Source organism: Xanthomonas sp. Leaf148 (assembly GCF_001423585.1).
In the GTDB taxonomy this organism is placed as follows: domain Bacteria; phylum Pseudomonadota; class Gammaproteobacteria; order Xanthomonadales; family Xanthomonadaceae; genus Xanthomonas.
Genome location: NZ_LMOP01000012.1, coordinates 14,022 through 39,681, shown reverse-complemented (window position 1 = coordinate 39,681; position 25,660 = coordinate 14,022). Strand labels below are relative to the sequence as shown.

General features: G+C 64.7%; 23 protein-coding genes, 1 other RNA gene and 3 pseudogenes. 20 read left to right on the top strand and 7 right to left on the bottom strand.

The genetic code is table 11. From position 1 onward, the window contains the following. Positions 1–4 precede the first annotated feature (4 nt). On the bottom strand, positions 5–949 hold the full coding sequence (locus ASF90_RS17245; RefSeq protein ID WP_055853073.1) for an ELM1/GtrOC1 family putative glycosyltransferase: 945 nt from the start codon (positions 947–949) through the stop codon (positions 5–7). A gap of 134 nt (positions 950–1,083) precedes the next feature. Here ASF90_RS17245 and ASF90_RS17240 point away from each other — a divergent pair, with 134 nt between their 5' ends. The 3 genes from ASF90_RS17240 (at position 1,084) to ASF90_RS17235 (ending at position 2,897) form a co-directional block, all read left to right on the top strand. Beyond that, on the top strand, positions 1,084–1,674 hold the full coding sequence (locus ASF90_RS17240; RefSeq protein WP_055853071.1) for a malonic semialdehyde reductase: 591 nt from the start codon (positions 1,084–1,086) through the stop codon (positions 1,672–1,674). Between the two features lie 303 nt (positions 1,675–1,977). Next, positions 1,978–2,055, top strand: a non-coding RNA gene (locus tag ASF90_RS22790) — sX9 sRNA. A gap of 125 nt (positions 2,056–2,180) precedes the next feature. Continuing rightward, entirely contained in the window at positions 2,181–2,897 is a 717-nt protein-coding gene (locus ASF90_RS17235; RefSeq protein WP_082473606.1) for a YceI family protein, read from the top strand. A gap of 422 nt (positions 2,898–3,319) precedes the next feature. Here the strand turns inward: ASF90_RS17235 and ASF90_RS17230 are convergent, their stop codons facing one another. Further along, positions 3,320–4,108, bottom strand: coding sequence for a siderophore-interacting protein (locus ASF90_RS17230; protein WP_055853069.1), 789 nt, complete (start codon positions 4,106–4,108; stop codon positions 3,320–3,322). Between the two features lie 593 nt (positions 4,109–4,701). Further along, positions 4,702–5,244 carry a PadR family transcriptional regulator gene (locus ASF90_RS17225; RefSeq protein ID WP_055853067.1) on the bottom strand — a complete coding sequence of 181 codons (543 nt, stop codon included), beginning with the start codon at positions 5,242–5,244 and terminating at the stop codon, positions 4,702–4,704. A gap of 202 nt (positions 5,245–5,446) precedes the next feature. Here ASF90_RS17225 and mdcA point away from each other — a divergent pair, with 202 nt between their 5' ends. The 13 genes and pseudogenes from mdcA (at position 5,447) to ASF90_RS22780 (ending at position 15,295) form a co-directional block, all read left to right on the top strand. After that, complete coding sequence (gene mdcA / locus ASF90_RS17220) at positions 5,447–7,093, top strand: malonate decarboxylase subunit alpha (RefSeq protein ID WP_055853063.1); 1,647 nt, start codon at positions 5,447–5,449, stop codon at positions 7,091–7,093. A gap of 9 nt (positions 7,094–7,102) precedes the next feature. Beyond that, positions 7,103–7,420, top strand: a complete 318-nt coding sequence (mdcC, locus tag ASF90_RS17215) for a malonate decarboxylase acyl carrier protein (RefSeq protein WP_055853061.1) — start codon at positions 7,103–7,105, stop codon at positions 7,418–7,420. A 134-nt stretch (positions 7,421–7,554) separates the two neighbouring features. Continuing rightward, positions 7,555–7,632 (top strand): annotated as a pseudogene (locus tag ASF90_RS23650) (malonate decarboxylase acyl carrier protein); the annotation flags it as partial. 122 nt (positions 7,633–7,754) lie between these two features. Then, positions 7,755–7,832 (top strand): annotated as a pseudogene (locus ASF90_RS23645) (malonate decarboxylase acyl carrier protein); the annotation flags it as partial. 119 nt (positions 7,833–7,951) lie between these two features. Beyond that, positions 7,952–8,029: pseudogene (locus tag ASF90_RS23640) on the top strand (malonate decarboxylase acyl carrier protein); the annotation flags it as partial. Positions 8,030–8,165: 136 nt separating this feature from the next. Continuing rightward, positions 8,166–9,068: a biotin-independent malonate decarboxylase subunit beta gene (locus ASF90_RS17210; protein WP_193552579.1), complete on the top strand. Its 903-nt coding sequence runs from the start codon at positions 8,166–8,168 to the stop codon at positions 9,066–9,068. After that, a complete protein-coding gene (gene mdcE / locus ASF90_RS17205; RefSeq protein ID WP_055853055.1) occupies positions 9,059–9,763 on the top strand; it encodes a biotin-independent malonate decarboxylase subunit gamma in 705 nt (234 codons plus the stop codon). The genes ASF90_RS17210 and mdcE overlap by 10 nt, the downstream gene beginning before the upstream one ends. Before the next feature lie 2 nt (positions 9,764–9,765). Further along, complete coding sequence (mdcG, locus tag ASF90_RS17200) at positions 9,766–10,407, top strand: malonate decarboxylase holo-[acyl-carrier-protein] synthase (protein ID WP_055853053.1); 642 nt, start codon at positions 9,766–9,768, stop codon at positions 10,405–10,407. Continuing rightward, positions 10,404–11,273: a triphosphoribosyl-dephospho-CoA synthase MdcB gene (gene mdcB / locus ASF90_RS17195; RefSeq protein WP_055853050.1), complete on the top strand. Its 870-nt coding sequence runs from the start codon at positions 10,404–10,406 to the stop codon at positions 11,271–11,273. The genes mdcG and mdcB overlap by 4 nt, the downstream gene beginning before the upstream one ends. Before the next feature lie 178 nt (positions 11,274–11,451). Next, positions 11,452–12,372, top strand: a complete 921-nt coding sequence (mdcH, locus tag ASF90_RS17190) for a malonate decarboxylase subunit epsilon (RefSeq protein WP_055853909.1) — start codon at positions 11,452–11,454, stop codon at positions 12,370–12,372. Positions 12,373–12,459: 87 nt separating this feature from the next. Then, complete coding sequence (locus ASF90_RS17185) at positions 12,460–13,815, top strand: SLC13 family permease (RefSeq protein ID WP_055853045.1); 1,356 nt, start codon at positions 12,460–12,462, stop codon at positions 13,813–13,815. A 79-nt stretch (positions 13,816–13,894) separates the two neighbouring features. Further along, positions 13,895–14,614 (top strand): GntR family transcriptional regulator, encoded by a 720-nt coding sequence (locus ASF90_RS17180; RefSeq protein ID WP_055853043.1) that lies wholly within the window; start codon positions 13,895–13,897, stop codon positions 14,612–14,614. 456 nt (positions 14,615–15,070) lie between these two features. Beyond that, positions 15,071–15,295 carry a hypothetical protein gene (locus tag ASF90_RS22780; RefSeq protein WP_082473605.1) on the top strand — a complete coding sequence of 75 codons (225 nt, stop codon included), beginning with the start codon at positions 15,071–15,073 and terminating at the stop codon, positions 15,293–15,295. Between the two features lie 109 nt (positions 15,296–15,404). Here ASF90_RS22780 and ASF90_RS17170 read toward each other — a convergent pair whose 3' ends face one another. The 4 genes from ASF90_RS17170 to ASF90_RS17155 all read right to left on the bottom strand — a co-directional run bounded on the left by ASF90_RS17170 (position 15,405) and on the right by ASF90_RS17155 (position 19,077). Further along, positions 15,405–16,028: an HAD hydrolase-like protein gene (locus ASF90_RS17170; protein WP_055853037.1), complete on the bottom strand. Its 624-nt coding sequence runs from the start codon at positions 16,026–16,028 to the stop codon at positions 15,405–15,407. Positions 16,029–16,121: 93 nt separating this feature from the next. Further along, entirely contained in the window at positions 16,122–16,541 is a 420-nt protein-coding gene (locus ASF90_RS17165) for an STAS domain-containing protein (RefSeq protein ID WP_055853034.1), read from the bottom strand. Continuing rightward, the gene (locus ASF90_RS17160; protein WP_055853031.1) at positions 16,538–16,969 is read right to left on the bottom strand and encodes an ATP-binding protein; all 432 of its coding nucleotides are present in this window, start codon (positions 16,967–16,969) and stop codon (positions 16,538–16,540) included. Before ASF90_RS17160 ends, ASF90_RS17165 begins: the two co-directional genes overlap by 4 nt. Further along, positions 16,966–19,077, bottom strand: coding sequence for a SpoIIE family protein phosphatase (locus ASF90_RS17155; RefSeq protein ID WP_055853028.1), 2,112 nt, complete (start codon positions 19,075–19,077; stop codon positions 16,966–16,968). The genes ASF90_RS17160 and ASF90_RS17155 overlap by 4 nt, the downstream gene beginning before the upstream one ends. Before the next feature lie 136 nt (positions 19,078–19,213). Between ASF90_RS17155 and ASF90_RS17150 the strand changes: the two genes are divergently transcribed. From ASF90_RS17150 to aceE, 4 genes are all read left to right on the top strand, one after another. Continuing rightward, entirely contained in the window at positions 19,214–19,813 is a 600-nt protein-coding gene (locus tag ASF90_RS17150; protein WP_055853025.1) for a hypothetical protein, read from the top strand. Beyond that, positions 19,810–21,132 carry an XVIPCD domain-containing protein gene (locus ASF90_RS17145; protein WP_055853023.1) on the top strand — a complete coding sequence of 441 codons (1,323 nt, stop codon included), beginning with the start codon at positions 19,810–19,812 and terminating at the stop codon, positions 21,130–21,132. The genes ASF90_RS17150 and ASF90_RS17145 overlap by 4 nt, the downstream gene beginning before the upstream one ends. A gap of 387 nt (positions 21,133–21,519) precedes the next feature. Continuing rightward, positions 21,520–22,521 carry an arabinogalactan endo-1,4-beta-galactosidase gene (locus ASF90_RS17140; RefSeq protein ID WP_055853020.1) on the top strand — a complete coding sequence of 334 codons (1,002 nt, stop codon included), beginning with the start codon at positions 21,520–21,522 and terminating at the stop codon, positions 22,519–22,521. A 389-nt stretch (positions 22,522–22,910) separates the two neighbouring features. Then, positions 22,911–25,598, top strand: coding sequence for a pyruvate dehydrogenase (acetyl-transferring), homodimeric type (gene aceE, locus ASF90_RS17135; RefSeq protein WP_055853017.1), 2,688 nt, complete (start codon positions 22,911–22,913; stop codon positions 25,596–25,598). Positions 25,599–25,660: the final 62 nt, after the last annotated feature.

The following is a 25,660-nucleotide window of genomic DNA, read 5'->3' as shown; positions in this document are numbered from 1 at the left end:
ACCATCATACGTGCAGGCGCTCGCGCACTAGCGTGGCGATGCGCTGAGTTTCGCGCAGCGGTTGAAGGTGCGACGGCGTTACGAAGACATCCGCTGCATCGCATAAACGGCCATGCGACTGCAGTGCCCGCACGTACGTGGCAACCCGGCCTTGCGCCTGTTCGGCAAACGCCGCCGTTACCGGTACCCGCGTGGCGCAGGCTTCGGAGAGCAGGTTGACCGAGTCGGCGGTCGCCACGATGGCATCGGCCCAGCCCAGCAGGCCGGCGTAGGGATTGGGGCCGTCGCGGTCGTCGCACCACAGCAGGTGCGGTAAGCCGCTGCAGATCGCACGCAACGGGGCGATCGCCTCCGGCGGCGTGCGGCGTGAGACGGTGATCAGCAGGCTGCCGCCGGCCCGCAGTTGCTCTCGCAGCGGCGTGCACAGCGCGGTCAGCTCCTGCGTTGTCCATGGCACCTGCGCGGTGGGTCCGCCGACCAGCAGCGCCAGCCGCGGGCCGGGCAGGCGGCCCAGTGCCGGGAACGCGGCGCGCCCGGCCGCCAGCCAGGCATCGTCCACCGGATGCAGGCTGCCGAGCAGGGTGAGCACGTTGCTGCCGCGTAGCGCGTCGTGCTCGGGCACGATCAGCAGATCCCAGTGGCGGGCATCCAGGCGCGGGTCCAGGATCTGCACGCTACGGCAGCCGCGCGCGCGCAGCAGCCGGGTAGCCAGCGCTGCCTGGCGGCCGCAGCCGATCGCCAGGGCAGGGGGCTGCTGTAGTTGCTGGGCAAACGCTGCGCCAAATGCGCGTTGTGCGCCGGGTAGCAGACGCGGCGCCGCCCAGCGCCAGGGCGGCTGCGTGTGCAGATGGATCGGCTGGAAGGCCCCAGGTTGCAGTGCCCGCGCCAGCGCTTCGGCCTGGCGCGTATTGCCGGCGCGGCCGTCGCTCAGCGCCCAGGTCACCGCCATCGTTTCAGATCCGACATAGATTTGTTTCAGATTGAACGCGTGTGGCGGCAATCGCGCCACTCTACACTGCGGGTCTTCACACTGGTGCCGACGCCGCAGCTTACCGTCCCGCCACCCCTTCTTCTGGAGTGCTCATGTCCGACTCGCTCAACGCCGCCGCACTGGATCAGCTGTTCCGTACCGCCCGCACGCAAAATGCGTTTGCCGACACGCCGGTCAGCCAGGACGTGCTGCGTGAGCTCTATGAGCTGGTGAAGTGGGGCCCCACCGCCGCCAATAGCTCGCCGGCGCGCTTTGTGTTCGTGACCAGCGCCGAGGGCAAGGCCAAGCTCAAGCCGGCGCTGTCCGAAGGCAATGCGGCCAAGACGCTGGCCGCGCCGGTCACGGTGATCGTGGCGCACGACGAAGACTTCCACGAAAAGCTGCCGTACCTGTTCCCGCATGCCGATGCCAAGAGCTGGTTCGAGGGCCCACGCGAAGGTCGCACCGAATCGGCGTTCCGCAACGGTTCGCTGCAGGGCGCCTATCTGATTCTGGCTGCGCGCGCGCTGGGTCTGGATGCCGGCCCGATGTCGGGCTTCGACAACGCCAAGGTGGATGCGGCGTTCTTCGCCGGCACGCCGATCAAGTCCAACTTCCTGATCAATCTTGGCTACGGCGACCCGGCCGGGTTGTTCCCGCGTTCGCCGCGCCTGAGCTTCGATGAAGCGGCGCGCTTCGAGTGATGGTCTGCATCACTGAGTAGCGCCGTGTGTGACGCATGCGTTGTGACATCAACGCTGCGGCGTGTCTGACGGCATCATCGCGCGTCGTCATGTGGGCTACCCGGTGCTGATCGCTATTTGTTTTTGCCGCATTGCTGTGTGTCGTCGATGAAGCGATTGCGCTCACCCTCAAGTGAGCGCGACCGATGCTCGGAAACGGTGGATGCCACATGTCCACTGCGCTTTTGAGCCTGCGGTTCTTGGAGTCGTCAACAAAACCGCTGCGCTCACCGCCAGACGGGCGCGGCAGGTGCTCGGTGCGGGATGTACCACTCGGTACACTCCGGTTCCGAGCGCGCCGTCCACACGCAGCGGACGACTGCTCGCTACGGTGTGTTGGCCGCTCTTCGTCGCCTGAGCACTGTGTGCAAGATATGGTTGCCGCTTACAGTTTCCTGCAGTCCTCGTCCGTCTGCATCTGTCCCATCCGCGTTGATCCAACGCGTCTCTCATCACATGGAGTTCCAATGAAAACCACCCACAAACTGCTGCTGCCGCTCGCCCTGACCCTGGCCATCGCCGCCTGCTCCAAGCCGGCCGACAACGCCGCCGCGCCGGCCGCCGAAACCCCCGCCGCCACCGCGCCGGCCGATGCCGCTGCCGCCACTCCGGCTCCGGCTGCCTCGACCGCTCCTGCGGTGGAAGTGGCCTCGGGCACCTACACCCTGGACCCGAGCCACACCGACGTGCTGGCGCAGTGGAGCCACTTCGGCTTCTCCAACCCGAGTGCGCATTTCGGCAATGTCGACGGCACCCTGGTGTACGACGCGGCCGACGTGACCAAGTCCACCGTGCAGGTGACCCTGCCGCTGTCCGGCTTGAACAGCTTCACCGCCAAGTTCGACGAGCACCTGAAGAGCGGTGACTTCTTCGACGCGGCCAAGTTCCCGACCGCCACCTTCAAGAGCACCAAGGTCGAATCGGCCGGCGCCAACAAGCTGACCGTCACCGGCGACCTGACCATCAAGGATCAGACCAAGCCGGTCGTGCTGGACGTCACCCTCAACGGTGCCGGCGAGCACCCGATGAAGAAGGTGGCGGCTGCCGGTTTCGACGCTACCACCACGATCAAGCGCAGCGACTTCGGCGTGGGCCAGTACGCCCCGAACGTCAGCGACGAGGTCAAGATCCGCATCACCACCGAAGCCCTGCAGGCCAAGGCCGGCGACGCTGCTGCGAAGTAATTCGCGCAGTGCGGTAAATACAGACCGGTGTGAGCGATCACACCGATCTGTGGAATGCAAAAGCCCGCCAATTGGCGGGCTTTTGTTTGTGCGGCTGAAGCTCGTTGCCGTTAAAAGCTGCACCCGTAGGAACGGCCCCGGCCGCGAACGCGTTTCCGATAGGCCTGCGGGCGATGCACCGCCAGGTCGATAAGGCTTCATCGCACAAGCGCGCATTCTTGCAAACGTGACGCAACGTCGTGATCGCCAAATGCCACGCACCGGGAACGACAACCCGTAGGAGCGGCCCCGGCCGCGAACGCACTACCGATAGGCCGCCCTGCGAAACGCAGCCAGATCGATAAACCTTCATCGCACTAGCGCATTCGCATGAGGGTGATCCAGGTTCGCGATACCCAGATAGATCGCACTCATGACATGCATCACTCCCCGGCGGGACCCGCCTTCCAGTATCCCTTCGCGCGGATCCACTCCTTGTCTACGTCCATGTGCTCTTCCACAAACCTGCGCATGGCCCGCGCGCGCATCGATTCGGCGCCGATCCAGTAAAACGTGTCGCCGTCGTGTGGCTCGTAATCGCGCAGGCTGTCTTCCAGCAAGGTGCTGCTGGCCGCATCGAAGCCGTTGCGCTCCAGCCAGTACACAGCGACATCGGCGGCGCTGATCAGCTCCTGTCGCTCGTCTGCATCGGCCACTTCGATAAAGACCTCTGCCTGCATGTCGGCCGGCATCGACTCCAGCCAGCGACTGATCGCGGGCAGCGCGGTTTCATCGCCGATCAGCACGTAACGGTCGAAGTCGTCTGCCACCAGAAACGAGCCGCGTGGGCCGCCGATCTTCAGCGCATCGCCGGGCTGCGCCTGTGCGGCCCAACTGGATGCCACGCCGTCGCCATGCAGCACGAAATCGATACTCAGCTCGCCGCTCTGCGGATCGAACGCGCGCGGGGTGTAATCGCGGCCGGGCGAGGGCAGTGCCCCTTCGGCGTAGCGCGGTCCTTCCGGGGTCATGGTCGGCAGCACGAAGGCGCCATCGGCATTGGGGAAAAACAGTTTGACGTGGTCGTCCGGCGCTTCGCTTTGAAAGCCGGCCAGTTCGCTGCCGCCAAACACAATGCGGCGCATCTGCGGAGTGATCGACTCGCAACGGACCACTTCCACGGAGCGCAGGCGCGAGTCGCGGCGAAGTTGGGTATTGGTGTGTGCAGCCATGGGGGTGCGATTCCTGATGGTGTCGCGCACAGAGGCGCGGCGTGGGGGTGGTAACAGGTACGGCGGTGACACGATGGATAGTTAGGAGTGGCTAACAAGACGACTGCGCTTAGGGCCAGGCGTGCACCGCAGGTACTCGGTGCGGTATGCAGTCCTCGTAGGCTCTGGGTCTGGGTGCGCTGTCCATGCTGAGTTGACGATTGGTTGCTGGTTTTCACGGCTCTAAAACTTGCTGAGTGCCAAGACACCGCTGTTTTTCTACCCGCTTCGAGGTGTTTCTTCCTGCAGGTGGAGGAGGTTGAGCGACATCTTGTGTGGTTGGAATGTTCGTGAGGCTTCGCGCCGTACCCTCACCCCAACCCCTCTCCCGAGGGGAGAGGGGCTTTAGCAACGCTCGCAATACCTGGCGACGGAACGAACAGCCAACGGAACTTCCGATCAACAGAACAGCCACTCAACTCAACAGAACGCCCGATCAACAGAACAGCCAATCAAATCAACAGAACGACCGATCAACAGAACCGGCCAGCAAACTCGCAACATCGCAACATCGCAACATCGGCCAACGGCTGCCGTCGACGCTGCAACACCCCTCAGTGCTCGTCCTGCTTCATGCCGTCGGCGGCGGCGTTGAGCAGTGCGGCAATCCGTTCGATGTCTGCTTCGCTCCACTGGCCGTGGCGTGCAAACAATCCGTGCTTGATGCGGTGGATTGCCTCGCGGATGGGTGGCGGTGTCTGCGCCTTGATCAGCTCGCGTGCGCGGCGATGTGTGCGCGCCAGTGCGGCATCCAGGGCGTCGCGGTGATCGACGGCGTAGCTGCGGCCGGCGTCGGTGATCCGATACTGCTTGCGGCCCTGTTCCAGATCGGTCTGCACCCAGCCGTCGGCTTCCAGCTGCGCCAGCGCCGGGTAGATCGCGCCGGCGCTGGGCGTGTACAGGCCTTTGAACAGCGCGGTGATCTGCCGCATCAACTCGTAACCGTGGCGTGGGTGCTGTTCGATCAAGGCCAGCAACAGCAGGCGCAGGTCGCCATGCCCCAGCGGCCGGATGCGCGCACTGCCGCGGCCGGAGACGTTGCCGTCGGCGGCATCCAGATCGGCCAAGACCGCATGGTGGCGGGTGTTCGGTTTCATTCGATATATCGAAGCATGCAAAAACGATATATCGAAGTGCGGGCGGCCGCAAGCACTTAGCTGTCGCATTGCTGACCGTCCGTCGCCACGTCATCCACCGATGCTGCAATGCGTCTAGACAGCATCTCTTTCCATAATTACGATGTAATTACTACGATGTAATTACTCTGACATTACGGGCTCGGCCCGGTGAGGCAATGCGATGAGTCGACAGTGGGACACCCAGGCCGAAGGCCGGCGTAGGCGCTTGCAGCGTGCCGCCGCGCTGGCGCCGCAGGGCCGCGTGGTGGCCGCCAACGATGTGGTGGCGTTGCTGGAGGCGGTGATCGAGCCCGGCGACCGCGTGTGTCTGGAGGGCAACAACCAGAAGCAGGCCGATTTCCTGGCACGCTGCCTCACCGAGGTGGACCCCGCGCGCGTGCACGACCTGCACATGGTGCAGTCGGTGCTGTCGCTGGCCTCGCACCTGGATGTGTTCGAGCGCGGCATCGCCAAACGTCTGGATTTTTCGTTCTCCGGCCCGCAGGCCGCGCGTCTGGCTGGTTTGGTGAGCGAAGGCCGCATCGAGATCGGCGCCATCCACACCTATCTGGAATTGTTCGGCCGCTATTTCATCGACCTCACCCCGCGCATCGCGTTGATCACCGCGCAGGCCGCTGACCGCCACGGCAATCTCTACACCGGCCCCAACACCGAAGATACGCCGGTGATTGTGGAAGCCACCGCGTTCAAGGGCGGTATCGTGATCGCGCAGGTCAACGAAATCCTCGACACCTTGCCGCGCGTGGATATTCCGGCCGATTGGGTGGACTTCGTGACCGAAGCACCCAAGCCCAATTACATCGAACCCTTATTTACCCGCGACCCGGCGTTGATCTCCGAGATCCAGGTGTTGATGGCGATGATGGCGATCAAGGGCATCTACGCCGAGTACGGTGTGGACCGGCTCAATCACGGCATCGGCTTCGACACCGCCGCCATTGAATTGCTGTTGCCCACCTACGCCGAATCGCTGGGATTGAAAGGCAAGATCTGCCGGCATTGGGCGCTGAATCCGCATCCGGCGCTGATCCCGGCGATTGAATCGGGCTTTGTGCAGTCGGTGCATTCGTTCGGCTCCGAGTTGGGCATGGAAAACTATATCGCCGCGCGCCCGGATGTGTTCTTTACCGGCGCCGACGGCAGCATGCGGTCTAACCGCGCGCTCTCGCAGACCGCCGGCTTATACGCCTGCGACATGTTTATCGGCTCTACATTGCAGATCGATTTGCAGGGCAATAGCTCCACTGCCACGCGCGACCGCATCGCCGGGTTCGGTGGCGCGCCGAATATGGGCTCGGATGCGCGCGGTCGTCGCCATGCCAGCGCTGCCTGGCTCAAGGCCGGACGCGAAGCCGCACGACCGGGCGAGATGCCGCGCGGTCGCAAGCTGGTGGTGCAGATGGTGGAAACCTTCCGCGAGCACATGGCGCCGGCGTTCGTCGACAAGCTTGATGCCTGGGAACTGGCCGAGCGCGCCAACATGCCGCTGCCGCCTGTGATGATTTACGGCGATGACGTCAGCCATGTGCTGACCGAAGAAGGCATCGCCAATCTGTTGTTGTGCCGCACGCCGGAAGAGCGCGAGCAGGCGATTCGCGGCGTGTCCGGTTACACCGCCGTGGGTCTGGGCCGCGACAAAGGCATGGTGGAAAACCTGCGCGACCGCGGCGTGATCAAGCGGCCGGAAGATCTGGGCATCCGTCCGCGCGATGCCACACGCGATCTGCTCGCCGCGCGCACGGTCAAGGACTTGGTGCGCTGGTCCGGTGGGTTGTACGACCCGCCGAAACGTTTCCGCAATTGGTAAGGGCTCAGCATGGAAACCCTGCGATATCGCTTTGACGGCCAGCACGGTGCGCGCACCGGTCTGGAGCATGCGCTGGTCGGCGTGGTCGCCTCCGGCAACCTGGAAGTGCTGGTCGAGCGCGTGCCGCTCGACGGCGCGATGGAAATCGAGATCCTCACGGCGGCCCGCGGCTTCGGCACGATCTGGCAGGCGGTGCTGGGCGACTTCGCCGCGCGCCATCCGCTGCGCGATGTGCGCATCAGCATCAACGATGTTGGCGCAACGCCGGCAGTGGTGAGTCTGCGTCTGGAACAGGCGATCGATGTCCTGCAAGGAGATGCCGCATGAGCCTCGTGCATCGCACAGACACAGACACAGACACAGACACCTCCGTAGGAGCGCACCCGTGCGCGACGGGCTTGTCCGATAAAGCCACAATCGCGCCCAGGTGCGCTCCTACAGCACAAATCCGGAGGCGCGTAGATGTTGGCGCAACGCCGGCAGTGCTGCGTCTGCGCTTGGAACAGGCGATCAATGTTCTGCAAGGAGATGCCGCATGAGCCTTGTGCATCACACAGATACAGATACCTGCGTAGGAGCGCACCCGGGCGCGATGGGCGTTCCCGGTAATGCCGCAATCGCGCCCAGGTGCGCTCCTACAACACAAATCCGGAGGCGCGTAGATGTTGGCGCAACGCCGGCAGTGGTGCGTCTGCGTCTGGAACAGGCGATCGATGTCCTGCAAGGAAATGCCGCATGAGCTGCCATGTCAGAGACACATACACCTCCGTAGGAGCGCACCCGGGCGCGACAGGCGTTCTCGGTAACGCCACGGTCGCGCCCAGGTGCGCTCCTACAGCACACATTCGGAGGCGCGTAGATGTTGGCGCAACGCCGGCATTGGTGAGTCTGCGTCTGGAACAGGCGATCGATGTTCTGCAAGGAGATGTGGCATGAGCTGCCATGTCAGAGACACAGACACCTCCGTAGGAGCGCACCCGGGCGCGACTGGCGTTCTCGGTAACGCCGCGGTCGCGCCCAGGTGCGCTCCTACAGCACAAATCCGGAGGCGCGTATGAGCACTACCATTCCCATGGCCGAGCGCAGCTATTACGAAGCCGATGCCCGCGAGCGTATCGACGGGCTGCTGGACGCCGGCAGCTTCCGCGAATTCGTCGGCCCGCGTCGCCGCCTGGTCAGCCCGCATCTGGCGCAGCTCGACGTGCCGGGCGCCTTCGACGACGGCATCGTTGTGGGCGAGGGCAGCTTGCGTGGCCGCAGCATGTTGATCGCTGGCCAGCAGGGCGCGTTTATGGGCGGTGGCGTCGGTGAGGTGCACGGCGCCAAGCTCACCGGTTTGCTCGAACGCGCTGCAGCCACGCATCCGGCAGCAGTGCTGTTATTGCTCGACACCGGCGGCGTGCGCTTGCACGAAGCCAATGCCGGCCTGATCGCCATTTCCGAAGTCATGCGTGCAACGCTGGAGACGCGCGCGGCCGGCGTGCCGGTGCTGGCGTTGATCGGTAGCGGCAATGGCGCATTCGGCGGCATGGGCATCGTGGCGCGCTGCTGCAGCGCGGTGATCATGTCCGAAGAAGGCCGCTTGTCGCTGTCCGGCCCGGACGTGATCGAAACCGTGCGCGGGGTGGAAGAGTTCGACGCCCGCGACCGCGCCCTGGTCTGGCGTGTGACCGGTGGCAAACACCGCTATCTTCTGGGCGACGCGCAGACCTTGGTGGCCGACCGCATCGCGGCGTTTGCCGATGCAGCGGCCAGCACGCTGGACGCACTCGTCGAACCCGAAGGCGATGCTGCCTTGCAGGCCTTGGAGCGCGCGCATCATCAACTGTCTGCCCGCATCGATGCTTATGGCGATTGCCGGGACGGCCTGGACATCTGGGGGCGCCAAGGCATCGCCGATCCGCAGCGGCTGCCGCTGCTGGACACCGACGCCTTCCTCACGGCCACTGCAGATCGGAGCACGCCATGGAATTGAGCCAACTGCTCGATCAGCTGTTTCCGCTCGGCCACGCCATCGCGCGCAATGACGATGTGCTCACCGGCAGCGCGACCACGGCCGCAGGCGAGGTCACGGTGATCGGCACCGCCAACAAGCTGGAAGTGGGCGTGGACCACGCGTTGGCCCTGGCCGCCACCGTACTGGCCAGCACCCGCGCGCATCCGCAGCGGCCGATCGTGATGCTGGCCGATACCGCCGGGCAACGCCTGGCACGTCGCGATGAATTGCTCGGCATCAATGGCTACTTCGCGCATCTGGCGCGTGCGCTGGATCTGGCGCGCAGGCGCGGCGCGCGACTGGTCACGCTGGTGTATGGCGAAGCGGTGAGCGGCGGATTTCTGTCGTTTGGCTTGATGGCCGATCGCATCCATGCATTGCCGGATGCGCAGGTGCGCGTGATGGATCTGCGTGCCATGGCCCGTGTCACCAAGCAGTCGGTAGACACCTTGCAGGCGCTCAGCAAAAGCTCGCCGGTATTCGCGCCGGGCGTGGAGAACTATGTGCGCATGGGCGCGGTGCAATCGCTGTGGGACGGCGATCTGGCGCAGGCGCTGCTCGATGCATTGGCTGCTCCCGTCGATGGCGATCAGCGTCGCGCACTGGGCGCGCAACGCGGCGGCCGCACGCTGGCGCGCGAGGTTGCCGCCGCCGTGGCAGCGGGCGAGGCCTGAGAATGGCCGGCCGCCACGCCCTGGTGTGGTTACGCGACGATGCGCAGTGGCAGGCGCACACGCCCGGTGCGCAGCCACGCTTGCAGCAGTGGTTTGCCGCCGGCTTGCCTGCAGTGGTGGCGCGTGGCGACGGCAGCGAGGCGCTTGGCAGTTTGCGCCTGGGCGTGCCGTTGCCGCCCGACGAAGGCAAGCAGCGTCTGGCATTGCGTGCCAACGTTGTGGAAATCGCACGCTGTAGTGAGCCGCTGTCGTTGGATGCCGTCATCGCGCACGCACCCGGCGAGGTGCAGCCCGCGTTGCAGGCATTGCGCGCGCACGCGCAGGCTGATGCACTGCAGCCGCGCGTGTTCGGCAGTTTCGCGTGGCAAGCCTTGACGGGGTTGACCTATGTGCACGCGCAATCTGATCTGGATCTGCTGTGGTCCATCGAGACGCCCGAGCAGGCACAAACAGTGGTTGCTTTGTTGCAGCGCTGGGAACAATGCCACGGCATGCGTGCCGATGGCGAGTTGCTATTCCCCCACGACATCGCGGTGAACTGGCGCGAGTACGCCAGTGACGCGCAGCAGGTGCTGGTGAAATCCGGCAACGGCTGCTGCTTGTTGCCGCGCGCTGCGTTGTTTCAGTTAAGGAACGCGGCATGAACGCGCAGGTCCAACACCTGCAGCATGTGGACTCGCGCGCAGCGCCGCGCGACGTTGCGCACCGGCTCGGCCGGCTCGCCGTCGGCACGCTGCATGCGGAGTTGGCCTGCGCGCCCAAGCCCGGGCTAGTGACGCCGTTCGACAGCGGTAGCCACAGCGACATGGATGCCTCCACGTTCTTGCGCAGTCTGTTCGCATTGCGCGGCTACTTTATTGCCATCGCACAGGCCGGCAGCGACAACGCACCCTTTGCACGGCTGCGCGACCTGGGCATCGCGGCCGAGGCGGCCATGCTGCGCGCCACCGGCGGCATCAATACCCACCGGGGTGCGATCTTCAGCCTGGGCCTGCTCACCGCACAGGCCGCACGCCTGCGCGCCGCGTATGGCCAGCGGCCATCTGCCGATGCGGTCTGCAACGGGGTACAGGTGTGGGGCGCGGCGTTGCGCGCTGCGCCGCTGGACCCACGCAGCAATGGCCAGCGCATGCGCGCGCAGTACAAGGTGGCTGGCGTTCGCGAGCAGGCCGCAGCCGGCTACCCGCTACTGCGCGAGATCGCGCTGCCGAGCCTGCGCGCCGCGTTGGACACTGGCGCCACGCCGGACGCTGCGCTCGCGCAGACCTTGATGCAACTGGTCGCGCATGTCGACGATCTCAATCTGCTACATCGTGGCGGCGCAGACGGTCTGGCCTATGCCAAAGCGCAGGCGCGGCGCTTTCTTGCCGATGGCGGTATTGCGCAACCCTACTGGCGCGATCGGCTATCGTCGATCGGCAAACAATTCGTGGCGCGTCGGCTCAGCCCCGGTGGTAGCGCGGACCTGCTGGCCTGCGCGTGGTTCCTGCATCGCCAGGAGACGTTGTGAGCAGGCGCTCACCCAGTGTCACTGTGGCTGCAGAAGCAGGTTGCGCGCACACGCAACGCATCTGTGCCTCACTCCGCACAGCAGCGGTATTGAATGCTGCACCAGGAAACGTTGCCCGTAGCGCGCAGACGTGCAGTTCCTGCAGCAGTCGCGCCAGCGCATGCACGCGGCCAACGCCATGACCCTGACCATCCTCTGCCCAGGCCAAGGCGGCCAGCACGCCGACATGTTCGCCCGCATTGCCGATGCGCCTGCTGCGGCAGCGGTGCTTGCTGCTGCCGGGCAGGTGCTTGGCGCCGCTCCGCAAACCCTTGCCGCAGATGCTGGCCGCTACGCCAATGCCGTCGCCCAGCCGCTGGTCTGCGCAGGCACCTTGGCGCAATGGCAGGTGCTGCGCGAGCATCTGCCGACGCCGCTGCTGGCGCTGGGTTATAGCGTCGGCGAGCTGGCTGCGCACGCGGTGGCTGGCAGCATCGATATTCAGACCTGCCTGCAACTTGCGGCCACCCGTGCGCGCGCGATGGATGCGGCCAGCCCCGAGGATGCCGGGTTGATGGCGGTGATCGGCCTGCCACTGCCCACGCTGGAATCGCTCTGCAACACGCATGGTGCAGCAGTGGCCATCATCAACGGCGACGACCATGCCGTGCTCGGCGGACCGCGCAAGGCATTGGCGCGGCTTGGCGATGACGCGCAATCGCGCGGTGCACGCGTCACCGTGCTGCCGGTCAGTGTGCCTGCGCACACGCCGTGGCTGCGCGCGGCCGCCGATGCTTTCGCCGTCGCGTTGAACAAGGTGGCCATTCGCGCACCCACGCTGCGCGTGCTTGCCGGCATCGACGCACGTGCCGTCGCCACGCCGACGCAGGTGATCGACAGCCTGGCTGCACAGATCGCGCAGACCGTGCGCTGGCACGACGTGCTGGTGCAGGCCGCCGAACGCGGTGCGCGTGTGTTTCTCGAACTCGGCCCCGGTAGCGCATTGGCGCGCATGGCGCGCGAGATCGTACCGGGCTGCGAAGCGCGGTCGGTCGACGATTTCCACAGCACCCAAGGGGTGGTGGAGTGGGTCAACGCCGCATGCGAACGCGCGGCATGACCATCAGGCAGGTGTCGTACACGGCGTGACCCTTGGATGGCGGGTGGCCATCCGTGCTGTACGCGTATCAGGTGTCTGGGAGGGCGCATGACCCCGCAAATTGCAACGATTCTTGGCTTGGTGATCATGTTCATCGTCGCCACCGCATTGCCCATCAACATGGGCGCGGTGGCTTTCGCGCTGGCATTCATCGTCGGTGGCGTGTGGGTGGGGCTGGACGGCAAGGAGGTGCTGGCCGGCTTTCCGGGCGACCTGTTCCTGACCCTGGTCGGCATCACCTATCTGTTCGCCATCGCGCAGAAAAACGGCACCATCGATCTGCTGGTGCATTGGGCAGTACGAGCGGTACGCGGGCACATCGTGGCCATCCCGTGGGTGATGTTCGTCATCACCGGCCTGCTAACCGCCTTCGGTGCGCTGGGGCCGGCGGCGGTGGCCATCATCGGGCCGGTAGCGTTGCGCTTTGCCAAGCAATACCGCATCAACCCGTTGATGATGGGCTTGCTGGTCATCCATGGCGCGCAGGGCGGCGGGTTTTCGCCGATCAGCGTGTATGGGGGCATCACCAACAAGGTGGTGGAAAAGGCCGGGCTGGACGTCACCGAGATGGCGGTGTTTCTCACCAGCCTGGGCTTCAACCTGATGATGGCGATCATCTGCTTCTGCGCCTTCGGCGGGCTCAAGCTGATGCGTCGGCAGGAGGTGTCGCTGACCGATGCGCAGTACGTGCCGGTCAGCGGCGATCAAGCATCGCAGCGACGCTTCTCTATCGAAGGCCATGGCGCACTGGTGGCGGCCGGCGGCGGCACCTTGTCCACCGACCCGCTGGCGCTGGAGGCCGTGTCCATTACCCGCGATCGCGTGATCACGCTTGTCGGCCTGCTGGGGCTGGGTGTTGCGGCACTGGTCTACAACCTCAACGTCGGCCTGGTCTCGATCACCGTCGCCGTGGCGCTGGCGTTGATCTCGCCCAATGCACAAAAGGGCGCGGTGGATGGCATCAGCTGGTCCACGGTGCTGCTGATCAGCGGCGTGGTCACTTATGTCGCGGTGCTGGAAAAGGCCGGCGCGGTGGACTACATCGGCACCGGCGTGTCGCATATCGGCATGCCATTACTGGGCGCGTTGCTGGTGTGCTACGTGGGCGGCATTGTGTCTGCGTTCGCATCGTCTGCGGCTGTGCTGGGCGCCACCATTCCGCTGGCGGTGCCGTTCCTGATGCAGGGCCAGCTGGGTGCGGCCGGGGTGATCTGCGCGTTGGCGGTGTCGTCCACCATCGTGGATGTCAGCCCGTTCTCCACCAACGGCGCGCTGGTGGTGGCCTCGGCGGCCAAGGAAGAACGCGATGGGCTGTTCCGCCGTTTTCTGGTCTACAGCGGGCTGGTGGTGCTGTTGGGGCCGCTGGCGGCGTGGCTGCTGTTCGTGGTGCCGGGTTGGCTGTGACGATGGCGCTGGTGGGCAGGGTCGGCGGGCGCGCCCGTAGAATGGGCGCCCCTGATCCACTGCCGACGACCTGCCCACCATGACCCTCGCCCCTGATTCGCGCAGTGCCAAGAAGCGCGTACCGCTGTACGAGGAAGTGGCCGAGCGCCTGCGCCAGAAGATCTACGACTACGCGCTGCCGCCGGGCGAATGGATCGACGAGCCGGCGTTGGCCGAAGAACTCGGCATCAGCCGCACGCCGCTGCGCGAAAGTCTCAAGCTGCTTGCGGCCGAAGGCCTGGTGCAACTGGACGCAGGCCGCGGCAGCCGGGTCACGCGGCTGACGCTGGAGGATCTCAACCAGCTGTTCCCGGTGATGGCGATGCTGGAAGGCCGCTGCGCGCATGACGCGGTCAAGCGTCTGGATGCGGCCGGCGTGCAGCGGCTGGAAGAGCTGCATGCGGCGATGGAAGCGTCTGCCGCCTCCGGCGATCTGGCCGAGTATTACCGCAACAATTACCTGATCCACGAAACGGTGCAGCATTACGCAGGCAATCCGTGGTTGATCCGGGTGACCCACGATCTGCATCGCATCTTGAAGATGCACCGCGGCCGGCAGTTGTTGACGCCGGGGCGCATGGCGCAGTCGCTGGCCGAGCATCGGCAGTTGATGGACTGCGTGCGGCGCGGCGATGCAGAAGGTGCGGAGCGAACCATGCACGGGCATCTGTTGAGCCAGGGCCAGGCGCTGGCGGCCTACGTGGCGGCGGGCGGGATGTTGAATGTGCCGGCACCGTTGCCGAACTCCGGTGGGGTATAGGCGTTCACGCGTGTTTTCCTGATGTCATGCGGCGCACGTTGCAGTGTTCAATGTTTCCTCCGTGCCACGCGCAGTACGGCGCCCAAGCTTGCTGAGTGCTTTTCCTTCTCCCTCCGGGAGAATGTGCCCGAAGGGCAGATGAGGGTACGGTTGCCGGTGATCTCCAACAGGTGTACCTGTAGACCATGCACGAATTTGAAGCACAGCTTTCAAGCGTCAGTGCTCAAGCCACAGCCAAGCCAAAAGCTTCCACGCCCTTCGGGCGCGGGTGACTTTTGTCTTGGCAAAAGTCACCAAAACCGCTGTCGCCTGACGCAATCCGGCGCGATACGGCCGCGCCGGTCCCCTGCGCTCCTCGTCATGCGCGGCACGGCGCCCAAACTCGCTTCGCTCAAACAAGGGCGCCTCTTCGGCCACGCATGACTGCGGTGCTCGGCTTGCTTTAAGGCGACTTGGGTGAAGCGACAGCAAGAACAACAGCAAGAACAACAGCAAGAACAACAGCAAGAACAACAGCAAGAACAACAGCAAGAACAACAGCAAGAACAACAGCAAGATCAACAGCAAGATCAACAGCAAGATCAACAGCAAGATCAACAGCAAGATCAACAGCAAGATCAACGACAGCACCTGCTCACCACCGCAAACGCCGACATCAGCGAGCAGCAGACCTCCAGCTAGGTTAGAGAATCGCCGTTGGGTGGATCGCCAGCTACCCCCTCAGCGCAAGCCGGTGCTATGTGCCAGCTCTGTAAGAACGTGCCCGAAGCGCTACTGCGCTTTGCCGTCTCTAACGCATGCCCAGCGTCAGCAAATCGTCCACCCGTTCGATCAGCGAGGTTCCGGCCAGCCCGGCAAACACGTCCGGGTGGGCGTAGCCCCAGGCGACGGCGGCAAACGGCAGGCCGAGCACCTGCGCCGCTTCCCAGTCGGCGACCTGGTCGCCCACATAGACCGCCTGCGCTGGCGTGTATGCGGTTGCGCGTAAGACGCGGCGCAGGGCGCGTTGCTTGCCCAGCAGATGCGCGCCGCCTTCGATGACGGCGAATTTCGCGCTCAGTTCCTCCCCCAGCGCGCGTTGCACGTTGTCCACCGCGTTGGACGACACCACCGCCAGGCGCGTGCCACCGGCGTGCAGTGCGCTCACGGTTTGCGCAATGCCGGGGAACAAGGCAGCCGGTGGCGCGCTGCGCATCAGCCGGATGAAGTCGGCCGCCACCAGCGGCACCCGCCAGGCAGGCAATCCCGATTGTTTGAGCAGTTCGCGCGTGGTCAGCCGGCGCGCAGCGTCTACCTCATGCGCTTCTGCCGCGCGGAAGCCATGTCGCGCAGCCAATGCGCGCTGCGTGCTCAGGAAGAAGCCGAACGAATCGGCCAGGGTGCCGTCGAAATCAAAAATGATCAGTGCAGGCATTGCGACGCAGCGAATGGGGCGTCATAGCCTAACCAAGCCCGCGCACATGCCACACGCGCACACGTCCCCACGTGTGCGCGCAGGCGATGCGGCTTACGCTTCGGCGAAATGCGACACGATGGGTGCATCGCTCTGCGCGCTTTGTTCGATGACCTTGCGCTGCATGGCGGCCAGGTAGGCGTCCAGTTCTTCGGTGGACGCGAACACATCGCTCAGCGGCACTGCCTTGACCATGTCGAAGACCTTGCGGATCTGCGGCTGCGGGTTGGTCACCAGCACCTTGCCGTGGTGCGCGGCCAGCGCCTTGCGCGCCTTGAAGATGCAGCGGATGCCGGCGCTGGAAATGTATTCCAGTGCGGACAGGTCCAGCACCAGCGTGGTGATGCGGGTGCCCAGCAACGGCGACAGTGCCGCGTCCAGGTCCTGATAGGTGTGGGTGTCCAGCCGCCCGGTCAGGATGACGCGTTGGCGGGTGTCTTGCGGCGGGTCGATCTGGATGGCGAGCGTGGTCATGACAAAGCCTCGGGGACAGGGGCGTACGGGTGGAGCAGGGTGACGCGCACGATGTTGTATGCACCATCGCGGCGGTAGTCGATGTGATCGGCGAACTGATGCACCAGAAACAAGCCTAAACCGCCGATCTGGCGATCGTCGAGCTCGCTTGTCACATCTGGCATTGGCGCAGCGCACGGGTCGAACGCGGTGCCGGGGTCGTGCATTTCCAGCACCAGGGCCTGTTGGTCCAGTTGCAGCTGCAGCCGTAGCGGCTGTTCGGCGCACTGCCCGTGGGTGAGCGCATTGCAGCCCAGCTCTTCCACGATCAGCCGGATCTGGCCGATGCGCTCGGCGTGCAGGCCTTCACGGGTGAGCGAGTCTTCCAGCGCGTCGTTGGCGCCGGCCAACTGGGCCAGCGACGGTGCAATGGCCAGATCGAACTTCATGGGCTGGTTGCCTCCCCGGGGGCGCCCCGGCCGGTCTCTGCGACCCGTCCAGCATGCTCCTGGCGCAGCCGGATCGCCAGCAGGGTGATGTCGTCGTACGGATCGGCGTTGCCGGTGAAGCGGGCGATATTGGCGATCACCGCCTTGCACTGCGCCGCCGCACTGCGGCGCGGGTGCAGCGTGGCCAGCAACCGCTCCAGCCCATAGCTGGCGCCGTGCTCGTCCATCGCCTCGACCACCCCGTCGGTATACCCCAACAAGGTCTGCCCCGCGGTCATCCGGCCCTGCAGTACCGGAAACGAGGTCTGCGGTTCGATCCCCAGCGGCGGGCCGGTTTCCAGCGGCAACGCATGCGTCTTGCCATCGATATCGATTAACAGCGGCGGCTCGTGCCCGGCGCTGGCCAGCCAATAATCGCCGCTCACCACATTGATCAAGCCGCACAGCACGGTGGCGAACATACAGGTGTCGTTGTTCTCGGCCAGCCGTGTGGAGGCGGCAATCAGGATGCCGTCCGGGCGCGTGTACCGGCGAGCGGCGATTTCCAGCACGCTCACCGCGCGCGCCATGAACAACGCTGCCGGCACGCCCTTGTCCGATACATCGCCGACCACAAACCACAGCAGCCCCGGTTCGGTTTCGACGAAGTGGTAGAAGTCGCCGCCCACCGCCTTGGCCGGCTCCAGCCAGGCGCAGGCTTCCAGGTGCGAACTTGCACGGTCGAAGGTGCGTCCGGACGGCAGCATCGCCTGCTGGATCTCGCGCGCAATCTGCAGCTCGCTCTGCATGCGTTCGCGCGCGGCGGTCATCTCGCCAATCTCGGCGATATGGTGACGGATCGCATCGCGTGCGCTGTCGAACGCGCGCGCCATCACTCCCACCTCGTCATCGCGCTCGATATGCCGCAATGGATACTCAAATTCGCCACGTCGGAAATGCTCGGCGGTGTCGGTCAATTCCTCGATCGGCCGCGTCAACTTGCGCGTGATCCGCCCCATCAACCACCACCACACGCCGGCACCCAGCAACGCGGCCGCTGCCACCCACGCCGCCAGCCAGTTCAGGCCAGCCAACACGTAGTCTTCCGAGGCGGACAGCACGAATGTCCAGCCGCTGTGCCCAACTGCCGCACTATGGGTCAGGAAGCGTTCGCCATCCGGCGCCGTGTGCGAAAACGAGATCGGCTGGCCGGCCGCAAGTGCCCGCTGCAATGGCCGCAGATCCGGCCGCGAACGCGCCACATAAGCGTCCAGCGTGTGATGCAGATTGAGCGCCGGGTCGGGGCTGAATACCAGCATGCCTTCGGGCGACAACAGCATCGGCTGGATACCGATATCGCGTGGCAATTGGTCGATGATCTCGCGCAGATGCTGCAACGGCAGGTCCACGCTCACCATGCCCACGGGCGCCGCATCGGATGCATCGCCCGGGCGCCGCAGCGGCAGGTTGTAGCTGGTGTACAGCGCACTGCCGCCATTGCTGTTGAGGTACGGCTCGGACCACCACGCACGGCCTTCGCGCTGCGTGCGCAGGTACCACGGCATCGCGCGATAGTCGTAGCCCAGCTCGGTCACCGATTTTTCAACGGTGCGCGTGCCATCGCGATGCACGTACCAGACAAACCCCGTATCGCGCGCTTTTTGCGTTCGCGGCTCGATGATCAGCCGCGCCGCCCCGATATCCGGGTCGCCACTGAGCGTGGCCAGCAACAACGCGCGCAGGTTGAACGGCTGCAACCCCACCGCGCCGCTGCTGGCCGCCAACGTGCGCCCGCTCACCTGCACCGAATCCAGCATCGCGGCCAGGCTGCGCGCGGTCTGCTCGGTCAACCCGTCCACCTCGTTGCGCGCGGCCTCCACCAGCTCGGCGCGAGCGCCCAGGTAGAACAGCGTGCCCAGCACCGCCAGCAACGCCACCAGCACGCCGGTGGCCGCCAGCATCACCCGCATCCGCAAGCTATTGCGCCACTGCACGCGCGGTGCGACCGGTGCGGACGGCGTGGGCGCTGGTGGGCGGGTAACGATGGCGCGCACTCCCTGGCGATGGCTGTGCTCGATCATGGCAGCTTTGCGCCCACCCACAATCTCCGGCAGCGGCCTCATCCTCACGCCGCCGCGATTGCCCCCCGAGCGCAGGCGGACTAGATTGGCTGCCCAACTGCCACGGAGGCCGGCCTTGCGCCAGATTCTGACCCCAAGCCTGCTGGCCCTATTGCTTACGGCCTGTAGCGCCCCGGAGACCAGCATGACCCAGACCCAATCCCCCACTACCGAGGCCGCTGCAGAAGCCAACGTCGAGGCGGGCGGCCGCGGCCTTGCCAAGCTGAATCCCAGTCCGCGCAAGGCGTTCGAGGTGACGCTCACCCTGAAGAACGCGCCTGGCGCGTTCGGTCTAGTGCAGGGCGCGGCGCAGTACGACGTCAGCAACGAAGCCGAGTGCGGAAAGATCCAGCCGGAGACCGGCACCGCCGGCCGCATCACCAGTCAGGAAGACTTCGCGCTGAAGAAGGTGTCCGATACCGAGTATCGCGGCACCGTCTATCTAGACCTGATGCAGGACGAAGACTATTACGGTCGCGGCATCTGCCATTGGGAATTCAGTGGCGCCAGCGTGATGCTGAAGGCGACCGGTGCGGAAGAAGACACCCGTTTTCTTTTTTCTGTCGAAGGCAAGACCGTAACTGCACAGCAGTCGCAGACAAAGTATTACTGGAGAGAGGGCTATCCACGCTCGGGAATGGACGACTTCCCCGATGTAGGTGAATTGACTCCTGAGAAGTTCAAGCCCGACATCCGCGACAATCTCTTCACCATCACGCTGGCTGCCAAGGAAGTTGCGCCATGAGCATCCCGTCACCGCAATATGCAGGCTTGTCTGACGATGTCTACAAGGATCGCGCAGTCGGTCGGCGCGCGCCGGGTCAGGAAGAAATCGTCGTGGTCGAGGGTCAGCGTTACGCGGTTCTCGAACACGTCAACAACAAGTCCACTGGCTACCAAGGCACGATTTACCGCCGCGAAGGCAGTGGCGAAATCGTGGTCGCGCATCGCGGCACCGAAGGTGTGGCCAAGGACATTCTCACCGACGCCACCATGGTCACGTCGCGAACCAATCCGCAGGCGGCTGATGCGCTAGCGTTGACCAAACATGCGCTTGATTATGCGGAGGTCGCTGGCCAGCGAAGCGGCCATGCACCGGAAGTCACCGTCACCGGTCACTCCCTCGGCGGCGCACTCGCACAGATCTCCGCGCACCATTACGACCTCAAGGGCGAAACCTTCAATTCGTATGGTGCAGCCAGCCTGAGCTATCGCATCCCGGAAGGCGGCAACAGCGTGATCAATCACGTCATGGCCTCCGACCCGGTCAGTGCGGCATCACCGCATTTTGGCCAGGTGCGCATTTATGCCAAGCCCACTGAAATGCTCGCCTTGAGCGCTAGCGGTTATAGCAATAGCAAGGCCAACTTCCTGATTCCCGACGATCCGCTGATGGCAGCTACGGCATCGTTGGGTGCGCACAAACTGGGCAATTTTTTAGGGGAGCATTCCGCGCTCACCGATCCCAACGCACGTCCGCTCGCCGAAAAGAACGCGCGGATGATTGAGGAATACCGCAGCGACGTGAATGGGTTGCGTACCGGTACTACCATCCTGACGCGCGGTGCACCAGGCCTTGGGCAGGATGTGGTCGACGCCGTTCGCGGCCCGTTAGCTCCAGGCGAGCCGGCCAAGCGCGATGCGCGTGAGCACAGCAACGACCACACTTCGTTGCGCATCGATCAACCCGGGCACGTGGGTAACCCCTTGTTCCAGGACGCCCAGCGTGGCGTACATGCGCAAGACGTGCGTGCTGGCCGTACGCCGGATCAGCACAGCGCGCAGCTGTCTGGCGCGCTCGCCTCGGAGATGCATGCCGCCGGCGGCCAGCGTATCGATTCGGTGGCAATGAGTCCCGATGCTGCCCGGACCTTTGCAGTGCAGGGGCGCGCCGATGATCCGGCGCAGTTGCGCGTCAGCGTCGAAACCATGACCGCGATCAACACACCGTTGGAGCAGAGCAGCCAGCGAGTGGCTGAAAATTCGGCGCGCCAGGCGGTGGCGCTGGAACAACAACAAACGCAGACCCAGCAACAGCAGCAGGGTGCACGCGCGATGGGCTGAGCACCCCGCGCGGTTGCAGATGGCAGCCCGCCCTGCGCGCATCGCGTGCATCCAGCACTTCCACAGACACGCCGGCTTGCCGGCGTTTTTGTTGCCTGTTTGCGCGCAGATGCAGCTGTTTCTTGCTGCAGCCGCACAACAGACACGCCGGTAACCAACGCGCATGTACGCCATTACCGTATTTTTTCGCATAGAGATATTCCGACATCACCGCTGAGCTATAGCGACCTCGAGCGATCGAAACGTCCATGTTTGAATCGCCAGCGTTTCGCAGTGCAGCTGGCCGTGTCTTGTACGACCCGTCACGCCACGCCACGCGGATCGAAAGCAGGGGGATCAGGCAGGGCGCCATTTGGCGCGACATCTATCGATCAAGGGAGAGGGTTCATGAGTGTGGTGAGTACGTGTTACAGCCGCCTACTGTTGGTGCTGCTGCTGTCGTTGGTCAGCCTGAGCGCAGGCGCACAGGGCATCGCCAAAGGCGCCGATGTCAGCTGGCTCAATCAACAGGCGGCCAATAATCCGCCGCAGGTATTTCGCGACGCCTCCAACAAGACCACCGACTTCCTCAAGCTGTTCAAGGATGTCGGCGGCAACGCCGTTCGCCTGCGCGTGTGGGTCAACCCGTCCGGCGGCTGGAACGATGGCCGCGACACGCTCGACAAGGCCAAGCGCGCCACCGCGCAGGGCATGCGCATCATGATCGACTTCCATTACAGCGATAGCTGGGCCGACCCTGGCAAGCAGAACAAACCGGCTGCCTGGGCAGGGCATTCCGTGGCCCAGCTCAATACCGACGTCTACAACCACACCCAGGGCATCCTCAAATATCTCAAGGACAACGGCATCACCGTCACCTGGGTGCAGGTGGGCAACGAGATCAACAGCGGCATGCTGTGGGACCAGGGCAAGACGCCCAACTTCGCCAACCTGGGGCAGTTCATCAACAGCGGCTACAACGCGACCAAGGCGGTGTATCCCAATGCCAAGGTCATCGTGCATCTGGCCAACGGCTACGACAACGCCAACTTCCGCTGGTTCTTCGACAACCTGCGCTCGGCCGGCGGCAAATGGGACGTCATCGGCATGTCGCACTATCCGCCGGTGGGCAGCTGGCAGGACTACAACACCCGGCTGGATACCAACATGCGCGACATGATCAAGCGCTACGGCACCGACGTGGTGGTGGCCGAGGTCGGCATGGACTGGCAGCAGGCCGCCACCACCCGCGCCATGCTCACCAACCTGCTCAGCCGCAGCAACGCCATCGGCTCACGCGTGCTCGGCGTCTTCTACTGGGAACCCAACGCCTACCCGGGTTGGCAGGGCTACACCATGGGCGCAGTCAACAATAACGGCCAACTGACCGAAGCGCTGCAGGCGTTCTGACCGGCATCCCAGGGAACACGGCGGGGCCTCCACCCCGCCAAACTTCGCCCACCTTGTAGGAGCGCACCTGGGCGCGATGGGGCCTTCCCGGTAAAGCCCATCGCGCCCAGGTGCGCTCCTACAAACAGGTGCACCTGTTTGGGTGCATTCCGCTTGGTCCCGAGCGGCAACGGCCGCGTGCGCATCACCCGCCCATGCCCCTCATCCTTTGGTCGTACACCGGCCGCGCCCGTGTGCACAGCACCCGCCATCCCCCCACGCACGCACACACCATCCCATTCCATACGCACCCGTAGCGAGGAATGCCAACAGGTGCGTGCGGTACACTTGGGGGTTCACGAATTCACGATGTCGACACACCCGCGGGGTGTGTCCCCCCGGGAGCGCTAATGAACTGGTTGAACGAAGTGCTGCACAACGATCCGAACCCGCTAGAGACGCAGGAGTGGCTCGAATCGATCAAGGCCGTCATCGACGTCGAAGGCCCGGAGCGCGCCCATCAGCTGCTGGAAGGCATGGTCGAACAGACCCGCCGCGCCGGCGCTTACCTGCCGTTCTCGCCCACCACCGAGTACGTCAACACCATCTCTCCGGCCAACGAGGCCAAGAACCCCGGCGACTCCGCGCTGGAGTGGAAGATCCGCTCGATCATCCGCTGGAACGCCATGGCCACCGTCGTGCGGGCCAACCGCAAGCCGGGTGACCTGGGCGGCCACATCGCCTCGTTCGCCTCCAGCGCCACGCTGTACGACGTGGGCTTCAACCACTTCTGGCGTGCGCCCTCCGACAGCCACCCGGGCGACCTGCTGTTCGTCCAGGGCCATAGCGCGCCGGGCATCTACGCCCGCGCCTTCCTGGAAGGCCGCATCAGCCAGGCCCAGCTGGACAACTTCCGCATGGAAGTGGACGGCCAGGGCATCTCCTCCTACCCGCACCCGTGGCTGATGCCCGAGTTCTGGCAGACCCCCACCGTGTCGATGGGCCTGGGCCCGCTGGCCGCCATCTACCAGGCGCAGTTCATGCGCTACCTGGAAAACCGCGGCCTCATCGAGAAGTCCGACCGTAAGGTGTGGTGCTTCATCGGCGACGGCGAGTCGGACGAGCCGGAAACCCTCGGCGCCATCGCGCTGGCCGGCCGCGAAGGCCTGGACAACCTCATCTTCGTGGTCAACTGCAACCTGCAGCGCCTGGATGGCCCGGTGCGCGGCAACGGCAAGATCATCCAGGAACTGGAAGGCGTGTTCCGTGGCGGCGGCTGGAACGTCATCAAGCTGCTGTGGGGCGGTTACTGGGATGCCCTGCTGGCCAAGGACACCGACGGCGTCCTCAAGAAGCTGATGATGGAAACCGTCGACGGCGAATACCAGAACTGCAAGGCCTTCGGCGGCGCCTACACCCGCGAGAATTTCTTCGGCAAGTACCCGGAGACCGCGGCGATGGTCGCCGGCCTGTCCGACGACGACATCTGGCGCCTCAACCGTGGTGGCCACGACCCGCACAAGGTGTACGCCGCCTACCATCAGGCCGTGAACACCAAGGGCATGCCCACCGTGATCCTGGCCAAGACGGTCAAGGGCTACGGCATGGGCTCGGCCGGTGAGGCGCTCAACCCCACCCACCAGACCAAGAAGCTGGACGACGCGGCGGTCAAGCACTTCCGCGACCGCTTCAACATTCCGGTCACCGACGCCCAGCTGGAAGACGGCCAGGTGCCGTTCTACCACCCCGGCGACGATTCCCCGGAAGTGCAGTACCTGAAGGACCGCCGCAACGTGCTGGGCGGCTTCCTGCCACAGCGCCGTCCCAAGGCCAGCAAGTCCTTCGTCGCGCCCACGCTCGACAAGTTCGAGCGCCTGCTCAAGGACAGCGGCGAGCGCAGCTATTCCACCACCATGTCCTTCGTGCAGAGCCTCAACATTGCCCTGCGCGACAAGGAACTGGGCCCGCGCATCGTGCCGATCGTGGCCGATGAAGCGCGCACCTTCGGTATGGAAGGCATGTTCCGCCAGATCGGCATCTACGCCCCGTTCGGCCAGAAGTACAAGCCGGTCGACGCCGACCAGCTGATGTACTACCGCGAAGACCAGACCGGCCAGGTGCTGCAGCAGGGCATCAGCGAACCGGGTGCGATTGCCTCCTGGATGGCCGCCGGCACCAGCTACTCGGTGTCCGACGTGCCGATGCTGCCGTTCTACATCTACTACTCCATGTTCGGCTTCCAGCGCGTGGGCGACATCGCCTGGCAGGCAGCAGACATGCGCACGCGTGGCTTCCTGCTCGGCGGCACCGCCGGCCGCACCACGCTCAATGGCGAAGGCTTGCAGCACGAAGACGGCTTCAGCCAGGTCATCGCCGGCTCGATCCCCAACGTGCGTAGCTACGACCCGACCTTCGGCTTTGAAGTCACCGTCATCATGCAGCACGGCATGAAGTCGATGATGGAAGACCAGATCGACGAGTACTACTACATCACCCTGATGAACGAGAACTACGCCCACCCCGGCATGCCGGACGGCGCAGCCGAAGGCATCATCAAGGGCATGTACCTGCTCACCGACGCCGGCAAGCCCAAGAAGGGCGAGCTACGCGTACAGCTGCTGGGCAGCGGCACCATCCTGCGCGAAGCCATTGCTGCGGCCGAACTGCTTAACAAGGACTTCGGCGTCACCGCCGACATCTGGTCCTGCCCCAGCCTCAACGAAGTCCGCCGCGACGGCTTCGACGTTGAACGCTGGAACCGCCTGCACCCGGAAGCCGAACAGCGTAAGCCGTACGTCACCCAGCTGCTAGAAGGCCGCCAGGGCCCGGCCATCGCCGCAACCGACTACGTACGCGCCTTCGCCGACCAGATCCGCGCCTTCGTCCCGATGACCTACACCGTCCTCGGCACCGATGGGTTCGGTCGCTCGGATACGCGTGCGAATCTGCGCCGGTTCTTCGAGGTCGACCGTTACTACATCGCGCATGCGGCGATTGCCGCGCTGGCGAAGGACGGCAAGATGACGGGCAAGGATGTGGCCCGGGCGATCAAGCAGTACAAGATTGATCCTGAGAAGGCTAATCCTGTAGGAGTTTGATACTTGCTTGACTCAAAAAAGCGGCTTTGCAGCCGCTTTTTTTTTGGAACTTGTTTATTTGT

Bases quoted from the DNA above. Each gene is read 5' to 3' on its own strand.
- ASF90_RS17245 (WP_055853073.1), bottom strand. From the start codon at position 949: ATGGCGGTGACCTGGGCGCTGAGCGACGGCCGCGCCGGCAATACGCGC.
- ASF90_RS17240 (WP_055853071.1), top strand. From the start codon at position 1,084: ATGTCCGACTCGCTCAACGCCGCCGCACTGGATCAGCTGTTCCGTACC.
- ASF90_RS17235 (WP_082473606.1), top strand. From the start codon at position 2,181: ATGAAAACCACCCACAAACTGCTGCTGCCGCTCGCCCTGACCCTGGCC.
- ASF90_RS17230 (WP_055853069.1), bottom strand. From the start codon at position 4,108: ATGGCTGCACACACCAATACCCAACTTCGCCGCGACTCGCGCCTGCGC.
- ASF90_RS17225 (WP_055853067.1), bottom strand. From the start codon at position 5,244: ATGAAACCGAACACCCGCCACCATGCGGTCTTGGCCGATCTGGATGCC.
- mdcA (WP_055853063.1), top strand. From the start codon at position 5,447: ATGAGTCGACAGTGGGACACCCAGGCCGAAGGCCGGCGTAGGCGCTTG.
- mdcC (WP_055853061.1), top strand. From the start codon at position 7,103: ATGGAAACCCTGCGATATCGCTTTGACGGCCAGCACGGTGCGCGCACC.
- ASF90_RS17210 (WP_193552579.1), top strand. From the start codon at position 8,166: ATGGCCGAGCGCAGCTATTACGAAGCCGATGCCCGCGAGCGTATCGAC.
- mdcE (WP_055853055.1), top strand. From the start codon at position 9,059: ATGGAATTGAGCCAACTGCTCGATCAGCTGTTTCCGCTCGGCCACGCC.
- mdcG (WP_055853053.1), top strand. From the start codon at position 9,766: ATGGCCGGCCGCCACGCCCTGGTGTGGTTACGCGACGATGCGCAGTGG.
- mdcB (WP_055853050.1), top strand. From the start codon at position 10,404: ATGAACGCGCAGGTCCAACACCTGCAGCATGTGGACTCGCGCGCAGCG.
- mdcH (WP_055853909.1), top strand. From the start codon at position 11,452: ATGACCCTGACCATCCTCTGCCCAGGCCAAGGCGGCCAGCACGCCGAC.
- ASF90_RS17185 (WP_055853045.1), top strand. From the start codon at position 12,460: ATGACCCCGCAAATTGCAACGATTCTTGGCTTGGTGATCATGTTCATC.
- ASF90_RS17180 (WP_055853043.1), top strand. From the start codon at position 13,895: ATGACCCTCGCCCCTGATTCGCGCAGTGCCAAGAAGCGCGTACCGCTG.
- ASF90_RS17170 (WP_055853037.1), bottom strand. From the start codon at position 16,028: ATGCCTGCACTGATCATTTTTGATTTCGACGGCACCCTGGCCGATTCG.
- ASF90_RS17165 (WP_055853034.1), bottom strand. From the start codon at position 16,541: ATGACCACGCTCGCCATCCAGATCGACCCGCCGCAAGACACCCGCCAA.
- ASF90_RS17160 (WP_055853031.1), bottom strand. From the start codon at position 16,969: ATGAAGTTCGATCTGGCCATTGCACCGTCGCTGGCCCAGTTGGCCGGC.
- ASF90_RS17150 (WP_055853025.1), top strand. From the start codon at position 19,214: ATGACCCAGACCCAATCCCCCACTACCGAGGCCGCTGCAGAAGCCAAC.
- ASF90_RS17145 (WP_055853023.1), top strand. From the start codon at position 19,810: ATGAGCATCCCGTCACCGCAATATGCAGGCTTGTCTGACGATGTCTAC.
- ASF90_RS17140 (WP_055853020.1), top strand. From the start codon at position 21,520: ATGAGTGTGGTGAGTACGTGTTACAGCCGCCTACTGTTGGTGCTGCTG.
- aceE (WP_055853017.1), top strand. From the start codon at position 22,911: ATGAACTGGTTGAACGAAGTGCTGCACAACGATCCGAACCCGCTAGAG.